22 protein-coding genes and 2 tRNA genes are annotated in these 19,726 nt (G+C 58.7%); 2 read left to right on the forward strand and 22 right to left on the reverse strand.

Features of this window, described 5'->3' with window-relative positions; genetic code table 11:
* Positions 1-11: 11 nt before the first annotated feature.
* The 6 genes from ACESMW_RS01885 to dapA form a co-directional block, all read right to left on the reverse strand.
* Positions 12-986, reverse strand: coding sequence for a TRAP transporter substrate-binding protein (locus tag ACESMW_RS01885; protein WP_372985394.1), 975 nt, complete (start codon positions 984-986; stop codon positions 12-14).
* 418 nt (positions 987-1,404) lie between these two features.
* On the reverse strand, positions 1,405-2,412 hold the full coding sequence (locus tag ACESMW_RS01890; protein ID WP_372985395.1) for an NAD-dependent epimerase: 1,008 nt from the start codon (positions 2,410-2,412) through the stop codon (positions 1,405-1,407).
* Between the two features lie 139 nt (positions 2,413-2,551).
* Positions 2,552-3,289 (reverse strand): TIGR04219 family outer membrane beta-barrel protein, encoded by a 738-nt coding sequence (locus ACESMW_RS01895; protein ID WP_372985396.1) that lies wholly within the window; start codon positions 3,287-3,289, stop codon positions 2,552-2,554.
* Positions 3,290-3,326: 37 nt separating this feature from the next.
* Complete coding sequence (gene purC / locus ACESMW_RS01900; RefSeq protein WP_372985397.1) at positions 3,327-4,040, reverse strand: phosphoribosylaminoimidazolesuccinocarboxamide synthase; 714 nt, start codon at positions 4,038-4,040, stop codon at positions 3,327-3,329.
* A 40-nt stretch (positions 4,041-4,080) separates the two neighbouring features.
* Entirely contained in the window at positions 4,081-5,178 is a 1,098-nt protein-coding gene (bamC, locus tag ACESMW_RS01905; RefSeq protein ID WP_372985398.1) for an outer membrane protein assembly factor BamC, read from the reverse strand.
* Between the two features lie 35 nt (positions 5,179-5,213).
* Entirely contained in the window at positions 5,214-6,092 is an 879-nt protein-coding gene (dapA, locus tag ACESMW_RS01910) for a 4-hydroxy-tetrahydrodipicolinate synthase (RefSeq protein WP_372985399.1), read from the reverse strand.
* Positions 6,093-6,166: 74 nt separating this feature from the next.
* On the opposite strand from dapA, the gene ACESMW_RS01915 reads away from it, so the two are divergent.
* Complete coding sequence (locus ACESMW_RS01915; protein WP_372985400.1) at positions 6,167-6,634, forward strand: peroxiredoxin; 468 nt, start codon at positions 6,167-6,169, stop codon at positions 6,632-6,634.
* 7 nt (positions 6,635-6,641) lie between these two features.
* Here the strand turns inward: ACESMW_RS01915 and ACESMW_RS01920 are convergent, their stop codons facing one another.
* Positions 6,642-7,721 (reverse strand): AI-2E family transporter, encoded by a 1,080-nt coding sequence (locus tag ACESMW_RS01920; protein WP_372985401.1) that lies wholly within the window; start codon positions 7,719-7,721, stop codon positions 6,642-6,644.
* A gap of 16 nt (positions 7,722-7,737) precedes the next feature.
* On the reverse strand, positions 7,738-7,965 hold the full coding sequence (locus ACESMW_RS01925) for a sulfurtransferase TusA family protein (RefSeq protein ID WP_372985402.1): 228 nt from the start codon (positions 7,963-7,965) through the stop codon (positions 7,738-7,740).
* 159 nt (positions 7,966-8,124) lie between these two features.
* Between ACESMW_RS01925 and ACESMW_RS01930 the strand changes: the two genes are divergently transcribed.
* A complete protein-coding gene (locus ACESMW_RS01930; RefSeq protein ID WP_372985403.1) occupies positions 8,125-9,603 on the forward strand; it encodes a M48 family metalloprotease in 1,479 nt (492 codons plus the stop codon).
* Between the two features lie 22 nt (positions 9,604-9,625).
* Here the strand turns inward: ACESMW_RS01930 and nadA are convergent, their stop codons facing one another.
* The 14 genes from nadA to ACESMW_RS02000 form a co-directional block, all read right to left on the reverse strand.
* Positions 9,626-10,687, reverse strand: coding sequence for a quinolinate synthase NadA (gene nadA, locus ACESMW_RS01935; protein ID WP_372985404.1), 1,062 nt, complete (start codon positions 10,685-10,687; stop codon positions 9,626-9,628).
* Between the two features lie 192 nt (positions 10,688-10,879).
* A tRNA-Lys gene (locus ACESMW_RS01940) sits at positions 10,880-10,955 on the reverse strand.
* A gap of 67 nt (positions 10,956-11,022) precedes the next feature.
* Positions 11,023-11,098, reverse strand: a tRNA-Lys gene (locus ACESMW_RS01945).
* A gap of 83 nt (positions 11,099-11,181) precedes the next feature.
* The gene (gene ybgF, locus ACESMW_RS01950) at positions 11,182-11,931 is read right to left on the reverse strand and encodes a tol-pal system protein YbgF (RefSeq protein ID WP_372985405.1); all 750 of its coding nucleotides are present in this window, start codon (positions 11,929-11,931) and stop codon (positions 11,182-11,184) included.
* A 28-nt stretch (positions 11,932-11,959) separates the two neighbouring features.
* A complete protein-coding gene (gene pal / locus ACESMW_RS01955; protein ID WP_372985406.1) occupies positions 11,960-12,523 on the reverse strand; it encodes a peptidoglycan-associated lipoprotein Pal in 564 nt (187 codons plus the stop codon).
* Between the two features lie 56 nt (positions 12,524-12,579).
* Positions 12,580-13,893 carry a Tol-Pal system beta propeller repeat protein TolB gene (tolB, locus tag ACESMW_RS01960; RefSeq protein WP_372985407.1) on the reverse strand — a complete coding sequence of 438 codons (1,314 nt, stop codon included), beginning with the start codon at positions 13,891-13,893 and terminating at the stop codon, positions 12,580-12,582.
* Between the two features lie 16 nt (positions 13,894-13,909).
* Positions 13,910-14,941 carry a cell envelope integrity protein TolA gene (gene tolA / locus ACESMW_RS01965; protein WP_372985408.1) on the reverse strand — a complete coding sequence of 344 codons (1,032 nt, stop codon included), beginning with the start codon at positions 14,939-14,941 and terminating at the stop codon, positions 13,910-13,912.
* Positions 14,942-14,963: 22 nt separating this feature from the next.
* Positions 14,964-15,410: a protein TolR gene (gene tolR, locus ACESMW_RS01970; RefSeq protein ID WP_372985409.1), complete on the reverse strand. Its 447-nt coding sequence runs from the start codon at positions 15,408-15,410 to the stop codon at positions 14,964-14,966.
* Between the two features lie 31 nt (positions 15,411-15,441).
* A complete protein-coding gene (gene tolQ / locus ACESMW_RS01975; RefSeq protein WP_372985410.1) occupies positions 15,442-16,131 on the reverse strand; it encodes a protein TolQ in 690 nt (229 codons plus the stop codon).
* 3 nt (positions 16,132-16,134) lie between these two features.
* Complete coding sequence (ybgC, locus tag ACESMW_RS01980; RefSeq protein ID WP_372985411.1) at positions 16,135-16,596, reverse strand: tol-pal system-associated acyl-CoA thioesterase; 462 nt, start codon at positions 16,594-16,596, stop codon at positions 16,135-16,137.
* Entirely contained in the window at positions 16,589-17,620 is a 1,032-nt protein-coding gene (gene ruvB / locus ACESMW_RS01985; protein WP_372985412.1) for a Holliday junction branch migration DNA helicase RuvB, read from the reverse strand. The genes ybgC and ruvB overlap by 8 nt, the downstream gene beginning before the upstream one ends.
* A gap of 148 nt (positions 17,621-17,768) precedes the next feature.
* Positions 17,769-18,401 carry a Holliday junction branch migration protein RuvA gene (ruvA, locus tag ACESMW_RS01990; protein WP_372985413.1) on the reverse strand — a complete coding sequence of 211 codons (633 nt, stop codon included), beginning with the start codon at positions 18,399-18,401 and terminating at the stop codon, positions 17,769-17,771.
* Positions 18,402-18,431: 30 nt separating this feature from the next.
* Positions 18,432-18,959, reverse strand: a complete 528-nt coding sequence (gene ruvC / locus ACESMW_RS01995; RefSeq protein ID WP_372985414.1) for a crossover junction endodeoxyribonuclease RuvC — start codon at positions 18,957-18,959, stop codon at positions 18,432-18,434.
* A gap of 19 nt (positions 18,960-18,978) precedes the next feature.
* Positions 18,979-19,722, reverse strand: a complete 744-nt coding sequence (locus tag ACESMW_RS02000) for a YebC/PmpR family DNA-binding transcriptional regulator (protein WP_372985415.1) — start codon at positions 19,720-19,722, stop codon at positions 18,979-18,981.
* Between the last annotated feature and the right edge of the window lie 4 nt (positions 19,723-19,726).

The following is a 19,726-nucleotide window of genomic DNA, read 5'->3' on the forward strand; positions in this document are numbered from 1 at the left end:
CTGATCAGTAATCAGCGAGCGCGATAGGCTTCGATCAGGGCTTTGCCATCCTCGCCGGCGCGCTCCAGCCATTCCTGCTCCATGGTGGCGCCCACTTCCTGTAGCCGCTCGACCAGTGCCTCACTCGGCTCGGAAACCACAATGCCGTTGTCTTCCATGATCTTGATCTTGGCATCGGTTTCGGCCTTGCTGGCCTCCCAGCCCCGCTTTTCCGCTTCAGTTGCTGCGGTCTTGATGGCTTCCTGCACGGACTCCGGGAGCCCCTCAAAAGTCCGGGTATTGATGATCACCATGTTCTTGGGCAACCACAGCTGGGCATGGTTGAAGTGACTGAGGTAATCCCAGGCCCGGGTGTTGGCACCGGTTGATGGCGATGTGATCATTGCGTCCACGCGACCGGTTCCGAAAGCGGTCGGGATATCCGGAACCTCGACCTGGGTCGGAACCGCACCAAACAGCTCGGCCAGGCGTTCACTCGATTTGTTGTAGGCGCGCATTTTCACACCCTGGAGCTCTTCACCGGTTTCCACGGCGAATTTGGTGTAAATACCCTGGGGCGGCCAGGGCACTGCAAACAGCAGGGTCAGCCGCTGCCGTTCCAGACGCTCTGCCAGCATCTCCTTGGAGGCCTGCCAAAGCTCCCACGCCTCGTCGTAGTCACTCGCCAGATAGGGAACCGAATCTGCCTCGAACAATGGGTCTTCGTTGGCCAGGCGGGACATGATCAGTTCACCAATGGGAACGAGGCCACGGCGAACGGAATTCTTGATTTCGGGGTGTTTGATGAGAGAACCACCGCTGTGAACCGTGATGTTCAGCTCACCATCGGTCGCCTCCCGCACATCTTCTGCAAATTCGCGAATATTGACAGTGTGGAAATTGGAATCGCCATACGGCGTCGGCATATCCCAGTTTGTTTCCGCCTGCGCGGTTCCGATAGAAGCAGTCAGCGCGACTGCGGCAAGGTATTTCGCTTTTATTTTCATCTTTGCCTCCTCTTGGCCCGGTCACATTCGGGCTATTCGTGGTTGTTGTTGTGACAGCGTAAGGGACACACATCGCACGACGCGGCACATGTGCCTGTGCTTAATTTAGCCAAGTTAGTCGCCACTGGCAGCGCTGTCAAACTTTTTACCGCAAAACAATACGTGTTTTACCACCATTTTATCGACATTTTGTATTTATTTTATTTTCAAAGATCAATTTTGATAGAACTGCCCCACGGCAGAATAGAAAATTCTGAAAATCGTATCGTCGAGATTGCGGCTTACTGCAGCAGAGCGGTGGGAAGCTATTCAGGTGCCCGGGGACCAGGCTTCAGGAGAAAGAGGCGGGGAAGCAAAGGTTCCTGGATTTTTCTCCAGGAACCTTTGAGTCTTCTTGAACAGAGAGAACGCTCTGGAATCAGACCTTGTAAAAATCCCGATACCAGTCCACGAAGTTGGCAATGCCCTCTTCCACGGTGGTCGAGGGTTTATAACCCACATCTTCGATGAGGTCGTCGACATTGGCGTAGGTGGCGGGCACATCGCCCGGCTGCAGTGGCAGAAGATTCTTCTCCGCCTTCTTGCCGATTCGCTCTTCAATGATTTCGATGAAACGGGACAACTCCACCGGGTTGTTGCTGCCGATGTTGTAGAGCCGGTAAGGCGCTTTGCTGGTACCCGGGTCCGGACGCTCGCCGCTCCAGTCCGCGTTGGGCTCGGCGACGTGGTCCAGGGTGCGGATGACCCCTTCGACAATGTCATCGATGTAGGTGAAATCCCGTCGGTGGTGGCCATGGTTGAACACGTCGATCGGCTCGCCGGCGAGGATCTTTTTGGTGAAGATGAACAGCGCCATGTCCGGACGGCCCCAGGGACCATACACGGTGAAGAACCGCAGGCCAGTTGTGGGCAGGTTGTACAGATGGCTGTATGTATGGGCCATCAGCTCGTTGGCCTTCTTGGAGGCGGCATACAGGCTCAGGGGGTGGTCGACGTTGTCGTGGACCGAGAACGGCATGGTCTCGTTGGCGCCGTATACCGAGCTGCTGGAGGCGTAGACTAGGTGCTTCACATCGTTATGCCGACAGCCTTCCAGGATATTCATGAAGCCAACCAGGTTGGCATCCACGTAGGCGTGGGGGTTCTCGATGGAGTAACGCACCCCGGCCTGGGCGGCCAGGTGAACCACTCGTTCGGGCTTGTGCTCGCGGAACAGGGCTTCCATAGCGGCGCGATCGGCAACATCCTCACGGATCTCGGTGAAGCCGGGCTTGCAGGTCAGCCGCTTCAGGCGCGCTTCCTTCAGGTTCACATCGTAATAGTCATTGACGTTATCGACGCCGATCACCTCATCACCCCGATCCAGCAGGCGGTGCGCCAGGTGTGAGCCAATGAATCCAGCGGTTCCCGTAACGAGAATTTTCAAGGTCTAATCTCCATAAAACGTTCGTGTCCTCTGCTGCCAAGTTTACCGAATCGGCCGTTCCGGCAACACCACAGAAAATGTTGGCCACAAAAAAAGAGCGCCGCAGCGCTCTTTTTTCAGCCATTCAGCCGGTAATCAATCAGAACGTCAGACCGACACTGGCAAATGGACCGGACAACTCGACATCCATCTTGTCATCGTCATCTTCGTAGTCGATGGACATCTGACGGTAACCGGCGCGCAGTTGCAGCAATGACAACTCGTACTGGCCGTAGACATTGAAGTCGTGCAGGGAATCGCCGTCGAAGCTGATCAGGTTGCCCTCACCGCCCACGGAGACACCGGTAAGCGGAAGATCGAAACGGGCGGCGGCGTAGCCCATGGGGATAACGCCATCGACGGTGGTTTCACTCACGCGGCCAGTGCCGGTGGTGTCACGGACAATCAGCTCACCGTCCAGCTTGCGGGCGGTCAGGCCCAGATCCAGGTTAACCCAGTTATCCAGGACTTCGTAGTAGAAGGTAGCGTCCAGCTGGTCCAGATCCAGCTCGGAATCCACAGACGCACCCGGAAGAATGCCATCGAACTCTTCCAGCCCGATCTGGCCACTGCCGTTCTGGGAAATGGTGGTGTAGTTCACCCGCACGTTTGGCAGCACCGGCACCGGGTGCTCGAAGTAGGCGGTAAAGTTCGCGTTGCTGTCGCTGTCGAGATTCAGATCGTTCTCGATATCAACGGCAGAACCCTTGTTGACCACCTTACCGGAGAGATCAGAGTCCCAGTAGCTGACATTGGCACCAACGCCGACAACATCTGCATTGGCCAGAGGCGTGGCCAGCGCCACGGTGCCACCTACTGCAAGGATCAGTTTACGCATAAGATGCCCTTCTGATGGTTATTGTATTGATTGCGTTTCAGTCGAACTGGATGCCGAGACGGCGACCGACTTCTTCATAGGCCTCGATCACGTCACCGAGTCCCTGACGGAACCGGTCCTTGTCCATCTTCTTGCGGGTTTCCTTGTCCCAGATGCGGCAGCCATCAGGGCTGAATTCGTCGCCGAGGACAATCTCGCCGCCACTACGGCCGAATTCCAGCTTGTAATCCACCAGCAGCATGCCGGCGTCATCGAACAGCTTCTTGAGCACGTCGTTGACCTTGTAGGTCAGTTCCTTCATGCGGGCGAGCTCACCTGCGGTCGCCCAGCCGAAACTCTCGGCGAGGGATTCATTGACCATGGGGTCGTGCAGCTCGTCATTCTTCAGGAACAGCTCGAAGGTGGGCGGATTCAGCTCCTGGCCTTCTTCCACGCCCAGCCGGCGGCACAGGCTGCCAGCAGAAATGTTGCGGACCACGCACTCAACCGGAATCATGTCCAGTTTCTTGACCAGGGATTCGGTATCCGAAAGCAGTCCTTCGAAGTGGGTGGGAATGCCCGCCGCTTCCAGTTTCTCCATGATGAAGGCATTGAACTTGTTGTTCACCATGCCCTTGCGGTTGAGCTGCTCTTTTTTCTGGCCGTCGAACGCCGAGGTGTCATCCCGGAAGACCATTACGAAACGCTCCGGATCGTCGGTGCGGTATACGGATTTGGCCTTGCCTGCGTAGAGTTCTTCGCGCTTTTCCATTGAAATCTCCGGAGGGGATGCGCCGGGCATCCCCATTCAATCAGTAAAGGTATTCAAAGAGTCGGTTGAGCAGATCGGATGTCGTGTGCTCGCCGTCATAGCTTTCGAGCCGCTCGGCCTCAATAAACACCGCGCCGTCGCGCTCTTCCAGGGTCACGGTATGGGTATGCCGCGGTTTTTCCTTGTCGCTGAACCAGTCAAACCAGCCGGATTCCTTCTCATCCGCTGTGCGGAAGTCGACATAGAGCCAGCCCGCACTGCGGTTCAGGTCGACAACCGGGATTTCGGCTTCTTCCAGGGCACGATTGGCTTCCGCCCAGGACCGGCCATAATCCAGGTCCATCCGGATGCCGACAGCTTCCTCGCCCTCGGATTCCAGGCTCACCAGGGGTTCACTGGCCATACCCGAGGCCGCCCTGGAGAAGGATTTACTCTCCTCCCTGGTTTTCAGAAACTCCCCGAGATCAGCAAGCAGCTCTTTCTGCAGCGCCATGGCCTCCGCCGGGGGATTGGCGATGTCCTGCCAGGGCAAAAGTTCTCCCGGGCGATCAGACCGCTCTACCCGGCGAATTTGGATTTCAGTCGTCTTACGGCGGATACCCGGTGACATACGCATCTGGATGACCGTCATGGGTTCATCCGCCGATGCCTGATTGGTCAGGCCCACCAGTTCCCGGGCCTGCTTGCTGAAATTAGCCAGCTCGCTCTGGAGCAGTCCCAGCTGGGGACTGTCATAGGCGACACCCAGGCCCCGCTCGTTCATGTAGGCGGTTGCCTGGGGCCAGAGCCGACCGGGAACGTCGTTCACCAGCAGCCAGATGCGACCATCCAGCTCCTCGATCACATAGTTTTCCTGGAGAATCTCGGAGGTCATGTCCGGCGGCCGGGGAATATCGGACGGATACATTTTCCCGGACTCGGCGGTATTGATCTCGCGGATCGGCATGACCTGGCTGAAGCGGGATTCATCCGCGCTCTCAGGGAGCTCCAGCGGCGTGCCTTCTCTGGCATCGACGTACCGCTCGGAACGGTCTTCCAACAGGCTGCAGCCCGAGGCCGTTGCCAGCAGCAACAGCCCGGACGCAGCACATATCGATCTGTAAATACGGGGGGAACGGGTTCCTGAAAGAACCTGCATCGGGTTACTCCGGTTCAGGGACGTTTTCAGCAAGCTCAGAGCACGCCTGAGGCTTTCAGGGCTTCTTCCACTTCCGCGTGGAACTTCTCGCTCAGCGGCGTCAGCGGCAGACGAATGCCCTCACTGATCATCCCCATGCGATGCAATGCCCATTTCACCGGAATCGGATTGGCTTCCAGGAACAGCTTGCGGTTCAGCGGCATCAGCAGCTCGTTCAAACGCTCGGTCTCTTCCCGGTGACCGGAAATAGCCGCTTCGCACAGCTGGGCCATGGATTTCGGCGCCACGTTGGCCGTAACCGAGACATTACCCTTACCGCCGGCCAGCATCAGTTCGGCTGCGGTAGCATCGTCACCGGAATAGACCGCGAGACGGCCATCCAGGGCCTTGATCAATTCGGCGCCACGGGGAATGTTACCGGTAGCATCCTTGATCGCCACGATGTTCGGAATATCCGCCAGACGCAGAACGGTCTCGTTCAGCATGTCACAGGCCGTCCGGCCGGGAACGTTGTACAGCATCTGGTTCATGCCCGGCACCGCCTCGGCGATGGCCTTGAAATGCTGGTACAGGCCTTCCTGGGTCGGCTTGTTATAGTACGGAACCACCAACAGGCACGCGTCTGCACCCAGCTTGTGGGCTTCGCTGGTCAGCTCGATCGCTTCACGGGTGCTGTTGCCGCCGGTACCGGCAATCACCGGGATCCGCCCGTCGACGCGTTTTATGATCCGGCCAATGGTCTCGATGTGCTCTTCCGGATCCAGGGTTGCGGATTCGCCGGTGGTGCCCACGGCGACGATGCCGTGCGTGCCGTTTTCAATGTGAAAGTCCACCAGTTTGTCCAGCTCCTCCCAGTGGATGTCACCGTTTGGATGCATGGGCGTGACCAGTGCGACAAGGCTACCCGTTATCATAAAAGCTCCGTCCGAATAAAACCGATATGGTAATGTTGGGCTCGAACTGACACAAGGGAATTAAAGGAGATGTCATGTCATCCGTCGAATTGAACAAGCCCGTCCCTGATTTTGAAGCGCCGGCGACCGGAGAGCAAACCGTCCGGCTTGCTGACCTTCGGGGCAAGAATGTTGTGATCTATTTCTATCCCAAGGACAACACCCCCGGTTGCACCACCGAAGGCCAGGATTTTCGCGACCGGATGAAACAGTTTGTGGAGCTGGATACCGAGATTTTCGGTGTATCCCGGGACGGCCTGAAAGCCCATGAGAACTTTCGGGCCAAGCACGAGTTCCCCTTCCACCTGATTTCAGACAAGGATGAAACCCTGTGCAAGCTGTTTGACGTTATCAAGCTCAAGAAGCTTTACGGCAAGGAACATCTGGGCATCGAGCGCAGCACCTTCCTGATCGACAAGGAAGGTGTGTTGCAGGAGGAATGGCGCGGCGTCAAGGTCAAAGGCCACGCCGATGAAGTGCTGGAAGCGGTCAAGACCCTCTGACAGGGCCTCAGGCCAGCTCATCGGTCGGTGAAGGCTCAACCTCCTTCACCGGCCAGGCGGAAAACACCGCCTTGAGCAAGGTTGCCAGCGGAATGGCAAAGAAGACACCCCACAAGCCCCAGATGCCACCAAAGAACAGCACTGCAACGATGATGGCCACCGGGTGCAGGTTGTTGACCTCGGAAAACAGGACCGGCACCAGCACGTTGCCATCGAGCGCCTGAATCACACCGTAGACCACCATCACCCAGATAAAATGGGTGCCCCAGCCGAAGGCAAACAGCCCGATCATGGCAACCGGGATGGTCACCACAGCCGCACCAATGTAGGGAATCACCACACTCAGGCCCACCAGCAATGACAACAGTGCGGCATAGGGCATGCCCAGCAGTTTGAAGGCAATATAGGTTGCTCCGCCGACGATGAGGATCTCCACCGCCTTGCCCCGCACATAGTTCGCGCACTGGAGATTGACCTCATGCCAGATCTTGAGCATCAGCGGCCGCTGGGGAGGCAGCAGACGGCCGATGGATCCCAACAGTACCTCTTTATCCTTCAGGAAAAAGAACACGAGAATGGGCACCAGCACCATGTAGATCAGCAGCGCCACCAGATCCGGAATACTGGACAGTGAGAAGGAAACCAGCCACTGGGTCAGCTGGCCCACTTCCGTGGAAACCTGTTGGTACACGGTATTGACCGCTTCTACGGAAATCAGCTGCGGATACTGCTCAGGGAGCAACTCAAAGTAGGACTGCATTTCCCGGATGATACGCGGCGCCTCCCCGGCCAGGTTGGTGACCTGGGTCCAGACAAGCGGCAGGAGACCGAACAGGAAACCCACCAGCACACCCAGAAACACCACGAAAACCCCGATGATGGAAACGATTTCCGGTATCCCCAGCTTGTTGAGCTTGGTCACCAGACCCTGGAGGATGAAGGCAATGATCAGGGACGCAATGGCCGGCGCCAGCATGGCACCGAACCAGATGACGAACACCGTTCCCGTCAGCAGAATCAGGGAAAGGATGACAGCTTCTTCATCTGAAAAGTATTTGTGCGCGAGACCGCGTAAAATCCTGACCATCAACGTCTCCGAAAGGTTAACCGCCGCACTTTATCACAAACCGGTATTCGCCATTGGCCTCGGTGGAACTCACCAGGGTGTGGCTGGACAACGCAAGGAACGCCGGGATATCCCGGGCCGAGCCGGAATCGGTCGCAATAACCTCCAGCTGCTCACCGGCGGACATCCCGTTGAGTTCGAGTTTGGTTTTCAGCAGAGGCATCGGACAGCGCAGCCCGGAAGCATCCAGTGTACGGTCAACCATAATGTAGACGCACCATCACAATCAGTGGAATTGACAACGCGGCATTATGCCGCGAGATGCCGGGTATTGCATCTCAATAGCTGGTAATCTCATATTCAGAACTTTTCATGGTAAGACACTGTCCAACCGGCAGTCCGAACCAGAGGCAACTTGCAGTACATGAAACTCGATCATGGCCGAACCACCTCCGCCCGGGGGATCCTGAAAGCCGCAGTGTTCGCACTGGCGGCATTACTGACAACTTCTCCGGCTTCCGCCCAGGAATCATCGCTGCCAACGATCGGCGGCACCGGCGGTGGATTGATTTCGGGCCAGCAGGAATCTGAGATCGGCCGTCAGGTCATGGTCTCTATCCGGCGGTCTGCCCCCCGCATCACTGATCCCCTGGTATACGACTATCTGAGCGCTATTATCTATCGCCTGGTGCCCTCGGCTCCGCTGCAGAACCGGGAACTGACGCTGGCGCTGATCGACAGCCCTCAACTCAACGCTTTTGCCGTCCCGGGCGGCATTGTTGGTGTTAATGGAGGGCTGTTTCTGAACGCCGCCACGGAACAGCAGTTTGCTTCGGTACTCGCCCACGAGCTGGCGCACCTGAGTCAACGCCATTTTGCCCGCCGCGTCGAACAGCAGGAAACCAGCGCGCCACTGACCCTCGCGGGCATGATTGCCGGAATTGTACTTTCCGCAGTGACCCAGTCCGACATCGGCATTGCCGCAATTGCCGGTACCCAGGCATTGTCAGTACAGAACATGCTGGCGTATAGCCGATCCCACGAGCAGGAGGCCGACCGGGTCGGCATGGACATCCTTGCCAGTGCCGGCATGGATCCCCGGGGCATGCCGGAAATGTTCGAGATCATGATGCGGCAGAACCGGCTACAGGGAAACCAGGTTCCGGAATACCTGTCCACGCACCCGCTGACCCAGAGCCGGGTAGCTGACACCCGCAACCGGGCCGAGCAGTACCCGCACCTGGAGATAAAGGACGGCCAGGAATACCACCTGATGCGTAGCCGCCTCCAGGTCCATTACTCCCCCTCACCGGATGTGGCGGTGGAGACTTTCGAGTCCTACCTCGATCGGCCGGATGCCAAGCGGAACCATGCCATCCGGTACGGACTCGCCGTCGCTTACCAGGCCAATAACCAGCTGGACAAGGCAGAGCAGGAACTCAGAGACCTGCTGGAGCAGAATCCGGGCCGGATCACCCTGCAGGTCACCCTGGCCGAGGTTTTGAACGCCCGTGACAAAACCGGGGAAGCACGGGCCTTGCTTGAAGATGCGCTCGCCCGCAACCCGGGCAACTACCCTATTTCCTATACCCTTGCGCAGACCGAAATCAAAGCGGGAAACGGAGCTGCCGCGGCAGACCTTCTGAGGGAACTCACTCGTCAGATGCCGGGACAGGAGCATCTCTGGTCACGACGGGCAGAAGCGGAAGGTATGGCTCGCAATATCGTTGGCGTGCACCGCGCAAGGGCCGAATACGACGCCCTGATGGGGGATCTGGAATCAGCCCAGCGCCAGCTGCGCCAGGCCCAGGAAAAACTGCCGGCCGGATCACCCCAGCGCCAGGCGGTTACCGAACGACTGGCTGAAATTACCCGGCAGCTGCAGGTTCAGCGCAACAGCTGACCGGGTAAAGGATTCGCACCAATCAGGCGTTGCCTGCGGCCTTGAGATTCATGTTGGCGGTGAAGTCCAGCATGCGCTGCAGAGGCTTCAGCGCCCTCTCCCGCAGCGCCGGATCCACCAGCACTTCCTGACTACCGGTCTGCAGCACCTGCAGCAGGTTTTCCAGACCATTCATCGCCATCCAGGGGCAATGGGCGCAGCTTCGGCAGGTAGCGCCGTTACCGGCGGTGGGCGCCTCGATGAGGGTCTTGTTGGGGGCCAACTGCTGCATCTTGTAGAAGATACCGTTATCCGTGGCGACAATGAATTCCTGGTTGGGCAGGGTCTGCACCGCGTGGATCAGCTGGGAGGTGGAGCCCACCACATCGGCCATTTCCACCACCGCATCCGGTGACTCCGGATGCACCAGGACGGCTGCGTCCGGATACAGTGCCTTGAGGTCCTCGAGACCTCGGAACTTGAATTCTTCGTGAACGATGCACGAGCCATCCCAGAGCAGCATGTCGGCTCCGGTGGTCTTCTGCACGTAGTGCCCCAGATGCTTGTCCGGAGCCCAGAGGATCTTCTCGCCACGGGCATCCAGGTCCTCGACAATGGCCTGGGCGCAGCTCGAGGTCACCACCCAGTCCGCCCTCGCCTTCACGGCCGCCGAGGTGTTTGCATACACCACCACGGTCCGGTCCGGGTGCTGGTCACAGAACTCGGCAAATTCATCGGCCGGGCAGCCCACATCCAGGGAGCAGGTCGCTTCCAGGGTGGGCATCAGGACTTTCTTCTCGGGGTTGAGGATCTTGGCGGTCTCGCCCATGAACCGGACGCCCGCGACAACCACCGTGGTGGCCGGATGCTGATTGCCAAAGCGGGCCATTTCCAGGGAGTCAGCCACGCAGCCCCCGGTCTCTTCCGCCAGGCGCTGGATATCCGGGTCGGTGTAGTAATGAGCAACGAGCACAGCGTCTCTGGCCTTGAGTTCCGCCTTGATCCGGGCCTCGAGTTCCGCTTTCTCACTCTCGCTCAAAGGCTTGGGCTCCGCTTCGTGGGCCAGGTGCTCCTGAACAAGGATACGGTTTTCTGCTCGTGTCATTCCTGCATCTCTGTGTTGCGTTAACCACCGAAGTATATCACCTCGGCCACTGTTTTCATGGGCCTGCAACGCCAGCGTCACACACCTGAAAACAAACTTTGACCACTCTGGGACTATAAGTGGGATCTTACAGGCAAAAAAAAAGAGCCCGGAGGCTCTTTTTTCCCCAGGATCCCGGGAGATCCTGTTATTTGGTGGGTCGTGAAGGATTCGAACCTTCGACCAATTGGTTAAAAGCCAACTGCTCTACCAACTGAGCTAACGACCCTTGACTGGTGACCAGATAACTTACCTGATCGATACCGCTCGAGCTCAAACGAACAGTACCCGGAATTTGGTGGGTCGTGAAGGATTCGAACCTTCGACCAATTGGTTAAAAGCCAACTGCTCTACCAACTGAGCTAACGACCCAAACGAGGCGCATATAGTACTGATATTTTTCCGGTGATCAACCCTTTTTTGGAGTAATCCCCGGATTTTTTTCCTGAGCCGGATTAACCGTTTGCAGAGGAAAGGAACTTCTTCGCAAGCTCCGCCGCACCGCTGTCCGGATAATCATCAACGACGCTCTGCATGCGCCGGCGAGCCTCGTCAGATTCGCCCAGACGATCCAGGGTCACACCCAGCTTGTAGACCGCATCCGGCGCCTTGCGATGGTCCGGGAAACGGGTCGCCACAATAGTGAAGGCCTGTTTTGCCTGCTCCAGCTGCGGCTTGACCAGATAGACCTCGCCCAGCCAGTAATACGCGTTAACCGTCAGGTCCCCTTCGGGATATTTGTCGATGAACTCGTACAACCGGGTAATGGCCTGATCGTAGTCTTTCTGGTTCCGGATGAGGTCCTGAATCTCGTTGTAGGCCTTGCGCTCCTCGGCATCCGGCTGACGATACTCGCGGGTTTCCACCGCCTGCCCGTCGCCACTGCCGGAAGCGGATGGCGAAGCCGGCGCAGGTTCCGGCTGGCTCGCCATTTTCTCGGACAGATCGAGGATGCGCTGATCCAGATCGATGTAGCGATCTCGACCCTGCTCCTGCAATCGGGTGATCATGTGTCGCTGCTCTTCCACTTCACCCTGCAGCCTTCGCACCTCCTGTTGGAGTTGCTGAATCATGTAGAACAGTTCTGCGGTCGCCTGGTTGCCAGAGGAACTTCTCTGGGCCGGTGTGGAAGATTGCGCCTGAACCGGCCCCACCTGCACAAGCGCAAGTGGAACCAGCAGTAACGCCACGAGCCGTTTTCTCATGGATACACCCGATCTGTCAGTTAGCGGTTCAGTCGAAAACCAGTTCTACCCGACGGTTCTGTGCCCAGGCACTTTCAGAGGAGCCCATGACCGCCGGCTTTTCTTCACCATAGCTTACGGTTTCGATCTGGCCACGTGAAGCGCCGTTGACGATCAGGAACCGCTGCACGGCGTTGGCACGACGCTCACCCAGGGCCAGGTTGTACTCCTTGGTGCCGCGCTCGTCGGCATGCCCTTCCAGGCGAACGTTACGGCCCGGGTTGTTGGCCAGGTACTGGGCGTGGGCCACCAATACGTCACGGGCTTCAGGCTTGATCTCGGCGGTGTCGAAATCGAAGTAGAAGGTGGTGATGTCACGGAGGGCTTCCATCTTCGCCCGCTCTTCAGCGGCCATGCGTTCTTCCTCGGTCAGCGCGGAGGAGGACACACCGCCCTCATCATCACCACCGTAAACCGTGGAGCCGTCGTCTACAGGAGCAACGTCGGAATCGTAAGCGCCATCGCCCACCGTTTCGCCTGTGGAGCTACAACCGGCAAACAGACCGGCAGAAAGCAGCATGGCGAGGACCTTGGAGTGCATAGACAGTTTCATGTTCATTTCCTTTCAGTGGCTTGAGTTTATTGATTGCTTTCGAAAGCCCGGGGCGTTCAGTCGACGATCGGCCCCCAGGCAGGTTCACGGACATCCCCTTCCGAAGCGGGCAGGCTGTATGCCGCACCGCCATCGGCCGAGATCACGGTCAGCACGCTGTTGCCACTCTGCTTGGTGGCATAGATCAGCATGCGACCATTGGGTGACACACTCGGTGATTCATCGGATTCGGTCCGGGTCAGGACCGTTTCCTCACCGTTGTTGAGATTGGTTCGGGCAATATGGAACGCGCTGTTTCTCTGGTGCACGTAATAAACGTAGTCCCCGGTATTGTCCGACCTCGGCCGTGCGTTATAGCGACTGCCGAAGGTAATACGGCGGGGTTCTGCACCAGGCGATTTCATGTGGTAGATCTGCGGTCCGCCGGAGCGGTCCGAGGTGAAGAAAATGCCGTCACCCGAGTGGTCATAGGTTGCCTCGGTATCGATTGCCCAGTGATTGGTCAGCTTGGTCAGCTGCCGGCTCGCCAGCTCCATCCGGTAGACCTCGGCGTTACCGTCCTTGGACAGTGTCATCAGCAGCGAGCGACCATCCTCGGACCAGGCCGGCGCAGAATTGAGACCTTTGAAATCGGCCACCTTGGTACGCTGGCCGGAGGAAAGCTCATGGATATAGATTGCCGGTTTGCCGGTTTCGAAAGAGACGTAGGCCAGCCGTTTTCCATCCGGAGACCAGGCCGGTGACAGGATCGGCTCCTGACTTTCCAACCGGATCTTTGCACGCTTGCCATCCACATCGCTCACCTGCAGACGGTAGCGGGGCTTGCCATTGAAAGTGTCGAGGGTGATGTACGCGAGCTTGGTGGAAAATGCCCCTGGCACACCAGTAATCGCCTCATACACCTTGTCGCTGATGTGATGGCCAAGAGTACGCATGCCATTGACCGACGCTGCTGCAGTCTCACCGAGGATTCGCTTTTCCTGATTCACGTCGAACAGCTCGTAACGGGCAACGACACGGTCACCGTTCCGGCTCAGCTCGCCAACCAGGACGTAGCGTTGGCCAAGCATACGCCAGTCCCGGAAGTACACATCCTCCCGGCGGGACGGCAGGCTCAGCATTTTCTCCGCGGGCAGAGGCCGGAACTCTCCGCTCATGGCAAGATCGTCCCGAACAATATTGGCAACCTTGTCCCCGGGCGGAATCACCCCGTTCTCCGCAAATGGCACAACAGAGATGGGAAGGGCTGCATCAGCGCCTTCAGTGATTCGAATAAGCAGCTCGGCACGCGCCCCGGTTGCCAGCATGATCAGGGCAGCCAGCGCGGCGGTAAGGGCTTTGTGAGAGGTTGTCCAGGTCCGCTTTGTCATGATCTTTCCTGTTTCCTTATCTCAACCGGCGCGGGTTGAATTCAATAGTAAACTGACGGAAATAACGCTCGAAGGTTTCCCTGTCATCCGGTATTGGATACCGGTTAAGCGAGCGTACCGCACTCAGGGCAGAGTTATCGAACGCGGTATTGCCGCTACTGCTGACAAGTTTGACACTGGCCAGTTCACCTGTCGGCAACAGTGTTATCTGCAGCCTGGCTGTCATTTCTTCTGTCGCCGAAGATGGCGGGTACCAGGCCTGGCTCAGCCGCTCCCGGATCAGCGCCTGATACTTTTCGCTTTCGGAAAGCATCTGTGCTTCCTTCGCCCGAGCCGCAGCGGCCTGCTGCTGACGGCGGGCTTCCGCCTCTTTCGCCTTACGCGATTCCTCGGCCAGGGCTTCCAGCTGTTGCTCTTTCAGGCGCCGTTCTGCCTCCAGGCGCTTGCGTTCGGCCTCCTTGCGGGCCTCTTCTTCCTGGCGGCGACGTTCGGCTTCTTCCTGCTTGCGCTGTTCTTCCAGCCGCCGCTGCTCTTCCTCGGCCTGCTTGCGTTCCGCTTCCTGGCGCTTGCGCTCTTCCTCGGCTTTCTGGCGCTCGCGCTCCTTGGCTTCCGCCTCTGCCTTCTGGCGGGCGGCTTCGCGGGCCTTCGCCGCTTCCTGCTCCTTCGCCAGGGCTTCCTGTTTCTTGCGTTCTTCCTCGGCCTTGCGACGGGCCTCCTCTTCCTGAGCCTTCTGCTCCGCTATCTTGCGCGCCTCTTCTTCCTGGCGACGGCGTTCGGCCTCGGCCTTTTTACGTTCCTCTTCCGCCCGGCGCTCCTGGTCGCGATCCGGCTGATCGTCCGGCTCCACCACCGGGCTGGGCTCCGGTTGCTGCTGGGTGACCAGACGCGCCGAAATACTACGGGGTGGCGGCTCATCCACCGGGCTGGTCCAGGACCAGCCTGCCAGAGCGACCACCACAATGAGCAGGTGCAGAAACACCGACAAGGCGACCGGCGATTTCCACGGCGCCGTACCGGTACTGATTACCCTGCGATCCTGATTCGTCACAACAGCTCCGCGCGTTTCTGGCTCACTTCTCATCGGGAGATGGTTCGGTGATCAACCCGATGCTGGTGGCACCGGCACCCTGTAACTCCGCCATCAGACGCACCACCGTGCCGTATTCCACGTGCTCGTCACCGCGCACCAGGACTTCACCATTGGGGCGCTGTGACAGGATCTTGGCTAACTGTTCACTCACTTCTCCCAGAGACATGGGATCACTGCTCTCGTCACCGATCTCCATGTAGTAGGCACCGTTGGTGTCCACCGAAACCACAATCGACTCCACATCCTTGTCAGACTGGATGGGGTCCGAGGTGGTCTCCGGCAAATCCACTTTCACGCCCTGGGTCAGCATGGGCGCGGTCACCATGAAAATCACCAGCAACACCAGCATCACGTCGATGTACGGAACGACGTTGATTTCCGACATCGGTTTTTTCCGCTGCTGCGGCATCATTCCCATGCCTTTCATATCACCCGGCTCCGGTCGTTGCGTTCACTCATCAGGCAGCACTCTGCTCGCTGGCGTGCACGCGACGGTGCAGAATGCTGGAAAATTCCTCGGCGAAGGTCTCGTAGTTCTTGAGCAGAGCATCGGACATGGCCGAGAACCGGTTATAGGCGATGACCGCCGGGATTGCCGCAAACAGGCCCATGGCCGTGGCAATCAATGCTTCCGAAATACCCGGTGCGACCGTTGCCAGGGTTGCCTGCTGTACCTGGGCGAGCCCCCGGAACGAGTTCATGATCCCCCACACGGTGCCAAACAGACCGACATAGGGACTGGTGGAGCCGACCGTGGCCAGAAATGGCAGGTGGGTCTCAAGGCGCTCCTGCTCCCGGGAAAATGCGACGCGCATGGCACGCTGGGCACCTTCCATGACGGCGTCAGCATCCCGGCTCTGCTGTCGCAAGCGCGAGAACTCCTTGAATCCGGCGCGAAAGACCGCTTCCACCCCGGAGAATGGCGTCGGTTCGGCATTGACCTCCCGGTACAATTGCCCCAGGTCCATACCGGACCAGAACCGTTCTTCAAATTCCAGCTGGGCTCGCCTGGCTTTCCGAAAGACCTGCAGACGCTGGAAAATCAGGGCCCAGGAAATCACCGAGGCCAATGCCAGCAACAGCATGACCAGCTGTACCAATAACCCGGCATTTGAAATGAGATGCCATACAGAAAGTTCTGACTCCACCTTTTACTCCTGGCTGGTTCCGTTAGTTGGGTCCGGGTGCTGAACGTTGTGTTTCAGCAGGTCCTGCATATTCTCAGGCAGGCGCCTGGGCCTGCCGGTATCCAGTGCCACACAGGCCACGCGAACATTGGCCTCGCACAATAACGCGCGATCACTGGCACGCAGCACACGCTGCCTGAATTCCATCCAGACTCGCCCGTAGGCCACGGGCTCGGCAGTGACCAACAACTGGTCATCCAGCCGGGCCGGCACCGCATAATGAATGTTCATCCGCTGCACCACGTAGCTGATGTTATCCGCCAGGCCGGCCCTGAGACCGACTCCGCAGCTGCGCACCCATTCGGTACGGGCGCGCTCCATGTAGTGCAGATACTTGGCATGGAAGACAATACCACCAGCATCCGTATCTTCTATATACACCCTGATGGGTAATTCAAAGACCTGGGCGTTGGCTGTATCAGTCAAAGAGGCCCCCCTCGGCGTCCGATCTGCGAGGCACCACGCCGAAGTGCTGGTAGGCGTTGGACGTCACCATTCGTCCCCTTGGTGTGCGAACCATGAAACCCTGCTGGATCAGGAAAGGCTCCAGCACATCCTCGATGGTTCCCCGCTCCTCGCTGATGGCGGCCGCCAGGCTTTCAACGCCCACCGGGCCGCCATCGAATTTTTCAATCATGGCCAGCAACAGCCGGCGATCCATGTGATCAAAGCCCTGGTTATCCACCTTGAGCATGTTCAGGGCCTGATCTGCAATGTCCGCGGTAATCCGGCCGTTGGAGCGCACTTCGGCAAAGTCCCGGACCCTGCGTAGCAGACGGTTGGCAATCCGGGGCGTTCCCCGGGAACGGCGGGCAATCTCGAAGGCTCCGGCTTCGTCAATCGCCACCGTGGACAGACGGGCCGAGCGGATGATGATGTTGGTCAGATCCTCGGTGTTGTAGAACTCGAGCCGCTGTACGATACCAAAGCGATCCCGCAGCGGAGAGGTCAGCAGGCCCGCGCGGGTGGTTGCCCCGACAAGCGTGAAAGGCGGCAGGTCCAGCTTGATGGAGCGGGCAGCCGGGCCCTCACCGATCATGATATCCAGCTGATAGTCCTCCATGGCCGGATAGAGGACTTCCTCAACGGCAGCGCTCAACCGGTGGATCTCGTCAATAAAGAGAACATCGCCCTCTTCGAGATTGGTAAGCATTGCGGCCAGGTCGCCGGCTTTCTCAAGCACCGGACCGGAGGTGGTCTTGATGGCCACGCCCATCTCGTTGGCGATGATATTGGCCAGGGTCGTCTTGCCCAAGCCAGGCGGACCGAAAATCAGCACATGATCCAGCGCCTCCCGCCGGCCGCGGGCGGCCGAGATGAAAATCTCCATCTGCTCACGGACCGAAGGCTGGCCCACATACTCGGACAGCAGCGTCGGACGGATGGCCCGGTCCTGGACCTCCTCATAGTCACCGGCCCCGGCTGTGATCAGTCGGTCGGATTCAATCATGGCATCACCCGTTCACTGGGAATCAACATCGTGCCTGTACGCCTTGCCCTGCCGTTCAACGTTGACCCAATTGTACAAACGGGCCCCTGACTGTCACGTTACGCTCTCGACAGGTTTGGCGCCACTCAGGCGACATATTACCGTCAGGTCATCCGGCGGGAATCATATTGCGCAGGGCCAGGCGGATCAGGGTCTCACTGGTCGCGCCTTCCTCGGCGACCTTGCTGATCGCCTTCGCTGCCTCCTGAGGCTTGTAGCCAAGGGCAATCAAGGCCGCCTCGGCTTCTTCCCTCGGATCCGGACCGGTCGCGACCTGTTCGGCGCCGGACCCACCAGCAACTGTCGCACCCGGCGACACCGGCACAAACTGACCTTCAAGTTGCCCGATCCGGTCAGCCATTTCAATAAGGAGGCGCTCTGCCGTTTTCTTGCCCACACCAGGCAGTTTGACCAGAGCGTTGGCATCCTTCGCCTCGACACAGCGGATGAACTGCTGGGCATCGAGGCCGGAGAGTATCCCGACCGCCAGTTTCGGGCCGACGCCATTGACCTTGATCAGCAGACGGAACAGATCCCGATCCAGCTTCGCCGCGAACCCATACAAGCTCTGGGCATCCTCGCGTACGGCAAAATGGGTATGGAGGGTAACTTCCTGCCCCGATTCAGGCAGGTGGAAGAAGGTGGTGTAGGGAATGTCGATTTCGTAACCCAGCCCGGCGCACTCCACCAACGCCTGCCCGGGGGTCTTTTCGACCAGAATGCCTCGGATACGACCTATCAAGGGGTAGCTCCTGTGGCTCCTGGGAGCCAGTTATTGTTGTCTGACCCGGCCGCTGCGCACCTTGCCTCCGTTCCCCGCCAGGCGCAGCACACTCTGGCTCATATGGGCATGGCAAAGGGCAATGGCCAGGGCATCGGCGGCATCGGCCTGGGGTTTTCGGGACAATGACAGCAGGGCCTGCACCATGTGCTGGACCTGGGACTTGTCCGCCCCACCCTTGCCGACCACCGCCTGCTTGACCTGCCGGGCCGAATATTCATGCACCGCCAGCCCGCTATTGGCGGCACTGACGATGGCTGCGCCCCGGGCCTGCCCCAGTTTGAGGGCGGAATCCGGGTTGCGGGCCATGAAAACCTGCTCGATGGCGAACTCCTCGGGACGATACTCGCCAATGAGCGTGGCCAGGCTATGAAAGATGGTCTGGAGCCGTTCGGCCATGGGTTTTTCCCCGACCCGGATACAGCCGCTGTCGATGTACTCGATCACCCGACCCTCGGCACGAATGATCCCGTATCCGGTAATCCGGGAGCCGGGATCCACTCCGAGAATGATCGGCACGCTCAGGCTCCCGCCATGGTCAAAGGGATTCCATGATTTCTGCGGAGATGTCCGCGTTGTGGTAGACGTTCTGTACGTCATCCAGATCCTCAAGCATGTCGATCAGCTTGAGGATGGTTTCAGCGCCATCCCGGTCCAGTTCGACCCGGGTTGAAGGCACCATGGTGACCTCGGAGTCATCCGGCTTCAGGCCCGCCTCGACCAGTGATTCCTTGACGTCGAGATATTCTTCCGGCGTGGTCACGATCTCGTAGGAACCATCTTCCTGCTCTTGCAGGTCCTCGGCCCCGGCTTCCAGTGCCGCTTCCATCAATCGGTCGCCGTCCACGTCGGGGCTGTAGCTGATAATGCCCTGTTTGGTGAACAGATAGGCCACGGAGCCATCGGTGCCCAGATTACCGCCAAACTTGTTGAAGGCGTGCCGCACCTCGGCAACGGTGCGATTCTTGTTGTCGGTCATCACCTCGACTAAAACTGCCACACCGCCCGGACCGTAACCTTCGTAGGTCAGTTCTTCGTAGTTGCTGTCATCACCACCACCGGCGCCACGTTCAATGGCCCGTTCGATGGTGTCCTTTTTCATGTTGGCCGTCAGGGCCTTGTCGACAACCGCCCGGAGCCTGGGGTTATCGTTGGGATCGCCGCCGCCAAGGCGGGCGGCAACGGTCAGTTCCCGGATGATTTTGGTGAAGATCTTGCCGCGCTTGGCGTCCTGTGCTGCCTTGCGATGCTTGATGTTGGCCCATTTACTGTGACCAGCCATGCCT

The organism is Marinobacter sp., from assembly GCF_041690455.1.
In the GTDB taxonomy this organism is placed as follows: Bacteria; Pseudomonadota; Gammaproteobacteria; order Pseudomonadales; family Oleiphilaceae; genus Marinobacter.

Excerpts from the sequence above, each read along its gene's own strand:
- ACESMW_RS01885 (WP_372985394.1), bottom strand. The coding sequence starts at position 986 with ATGAAAATAAAAGCGAAATACCTTGCCGCAGTCGCGCTGACTGCTTCT.
- ACESMW_RS01895 (WP_372985396.1), bottom strand. The coding sequence starts at position 3,289 with ATGCGTAAACTGATCCTTGCAGTAGGTGGCACCGTGGCGCTGGCCACG.
- purC (WP_372985397.1), bottom strand. The coding sequence starts at position 4,040 with ATGGAAAAGCGCGAAGAACTCTACGCAGGCAAGGCCAAATCCGTATAC.
- bamC (WP_372985398.1), bottom strand. The coding sequence starts at position 5,178 with ATGCAGGTTCTTTCAGGAACCCGTTCCCCCCGTATTTACAGATCGATA.
- dapA (WP_372985399.1), bottom strand. The coding sequence starts at position 6,092 with ATGATAACGGGTAGCCTTGTCGCACTGGTCACGCCCATGCATCCAAAC.
- ACESMW_RS01915 (WP_372985400.1), top strand. The coding sequence starts at position 6,167 with ATGTCATCCGTCGAATTGAACAAGCCCGTCCCTGATTTTGAAGCGCCG.
- ACESMW_RS01920 (WP_372985401.1), bottom strand. The coding sequence starts at position 7,721 with ATGGTCAGGATTTTACGCGGTCTCGCGCACAAATACTTTTCAGATGAA.
- ACESMW_RS01925 (WP_372985402.1), bottom strand. The coding sequence starts at position 7,965 with ATGGTTGACCGTACACTGGATGCTTCCGGGCTGCGCTGTCCGATGCCT.
- ACESMW_RS01930 (WP_372985403.1), top strand. The coding sequence starts at position 8,125 with ATGAAACTCGATCATGGCCGAACCACCTCCGCCCGGGGGATCCTGAAA.
- nadA (WP_372985404.1), bottom strand. The coding sequence starts at position 10,687 with ATGACACGAGCAGAAAACCGTATCCTTGTTCAGGAGCACCTGGCCCAC.
- ybgF (WP_372985405.1), bottom strand. The coding sequence starts at position 11,931 with ATGAGAAAACGGCTCGTGGCGTTACTGCTGGTTCCACTTGCGCTTGTG.
- pal (WP_372985406.1), bottom strand. The coding sequence starts at position 12,523 with ATGAAACTGTCTATGCACTCCAAGGTCCTCGCCATGCTGCTTTCTGCC.
- tolB (WP_372985407.1), bottom strand. The coding sequence starts at position 13,893 with ATGACAAAGCGGACCTGGACAACCTCTCACAAAGCCCTTACCGCCGCG.
- tolR (WP_372985409.1), bottom strand. The coding sequence starts at position 15,410 with ATGAAAGGCATGGGAATGATGCCGCAGCAGCGGAAAAAACCGATGTCG.
- ruvB (WP_372985412.1), bottom strand. The coding sequence starts at position 17,620 with ATGATTGAATCCGACCGACTGATCACAGCCGGGGCCGGTGACTATGAG.
- ACESMW_RS02000 (WP_372985415.1), bottom strand. The coding sequence starts at position 19,722 with ATGGCTGGTCACAGTAAATGGGCCAACATCAAGCATCGCAAGGCAGCA.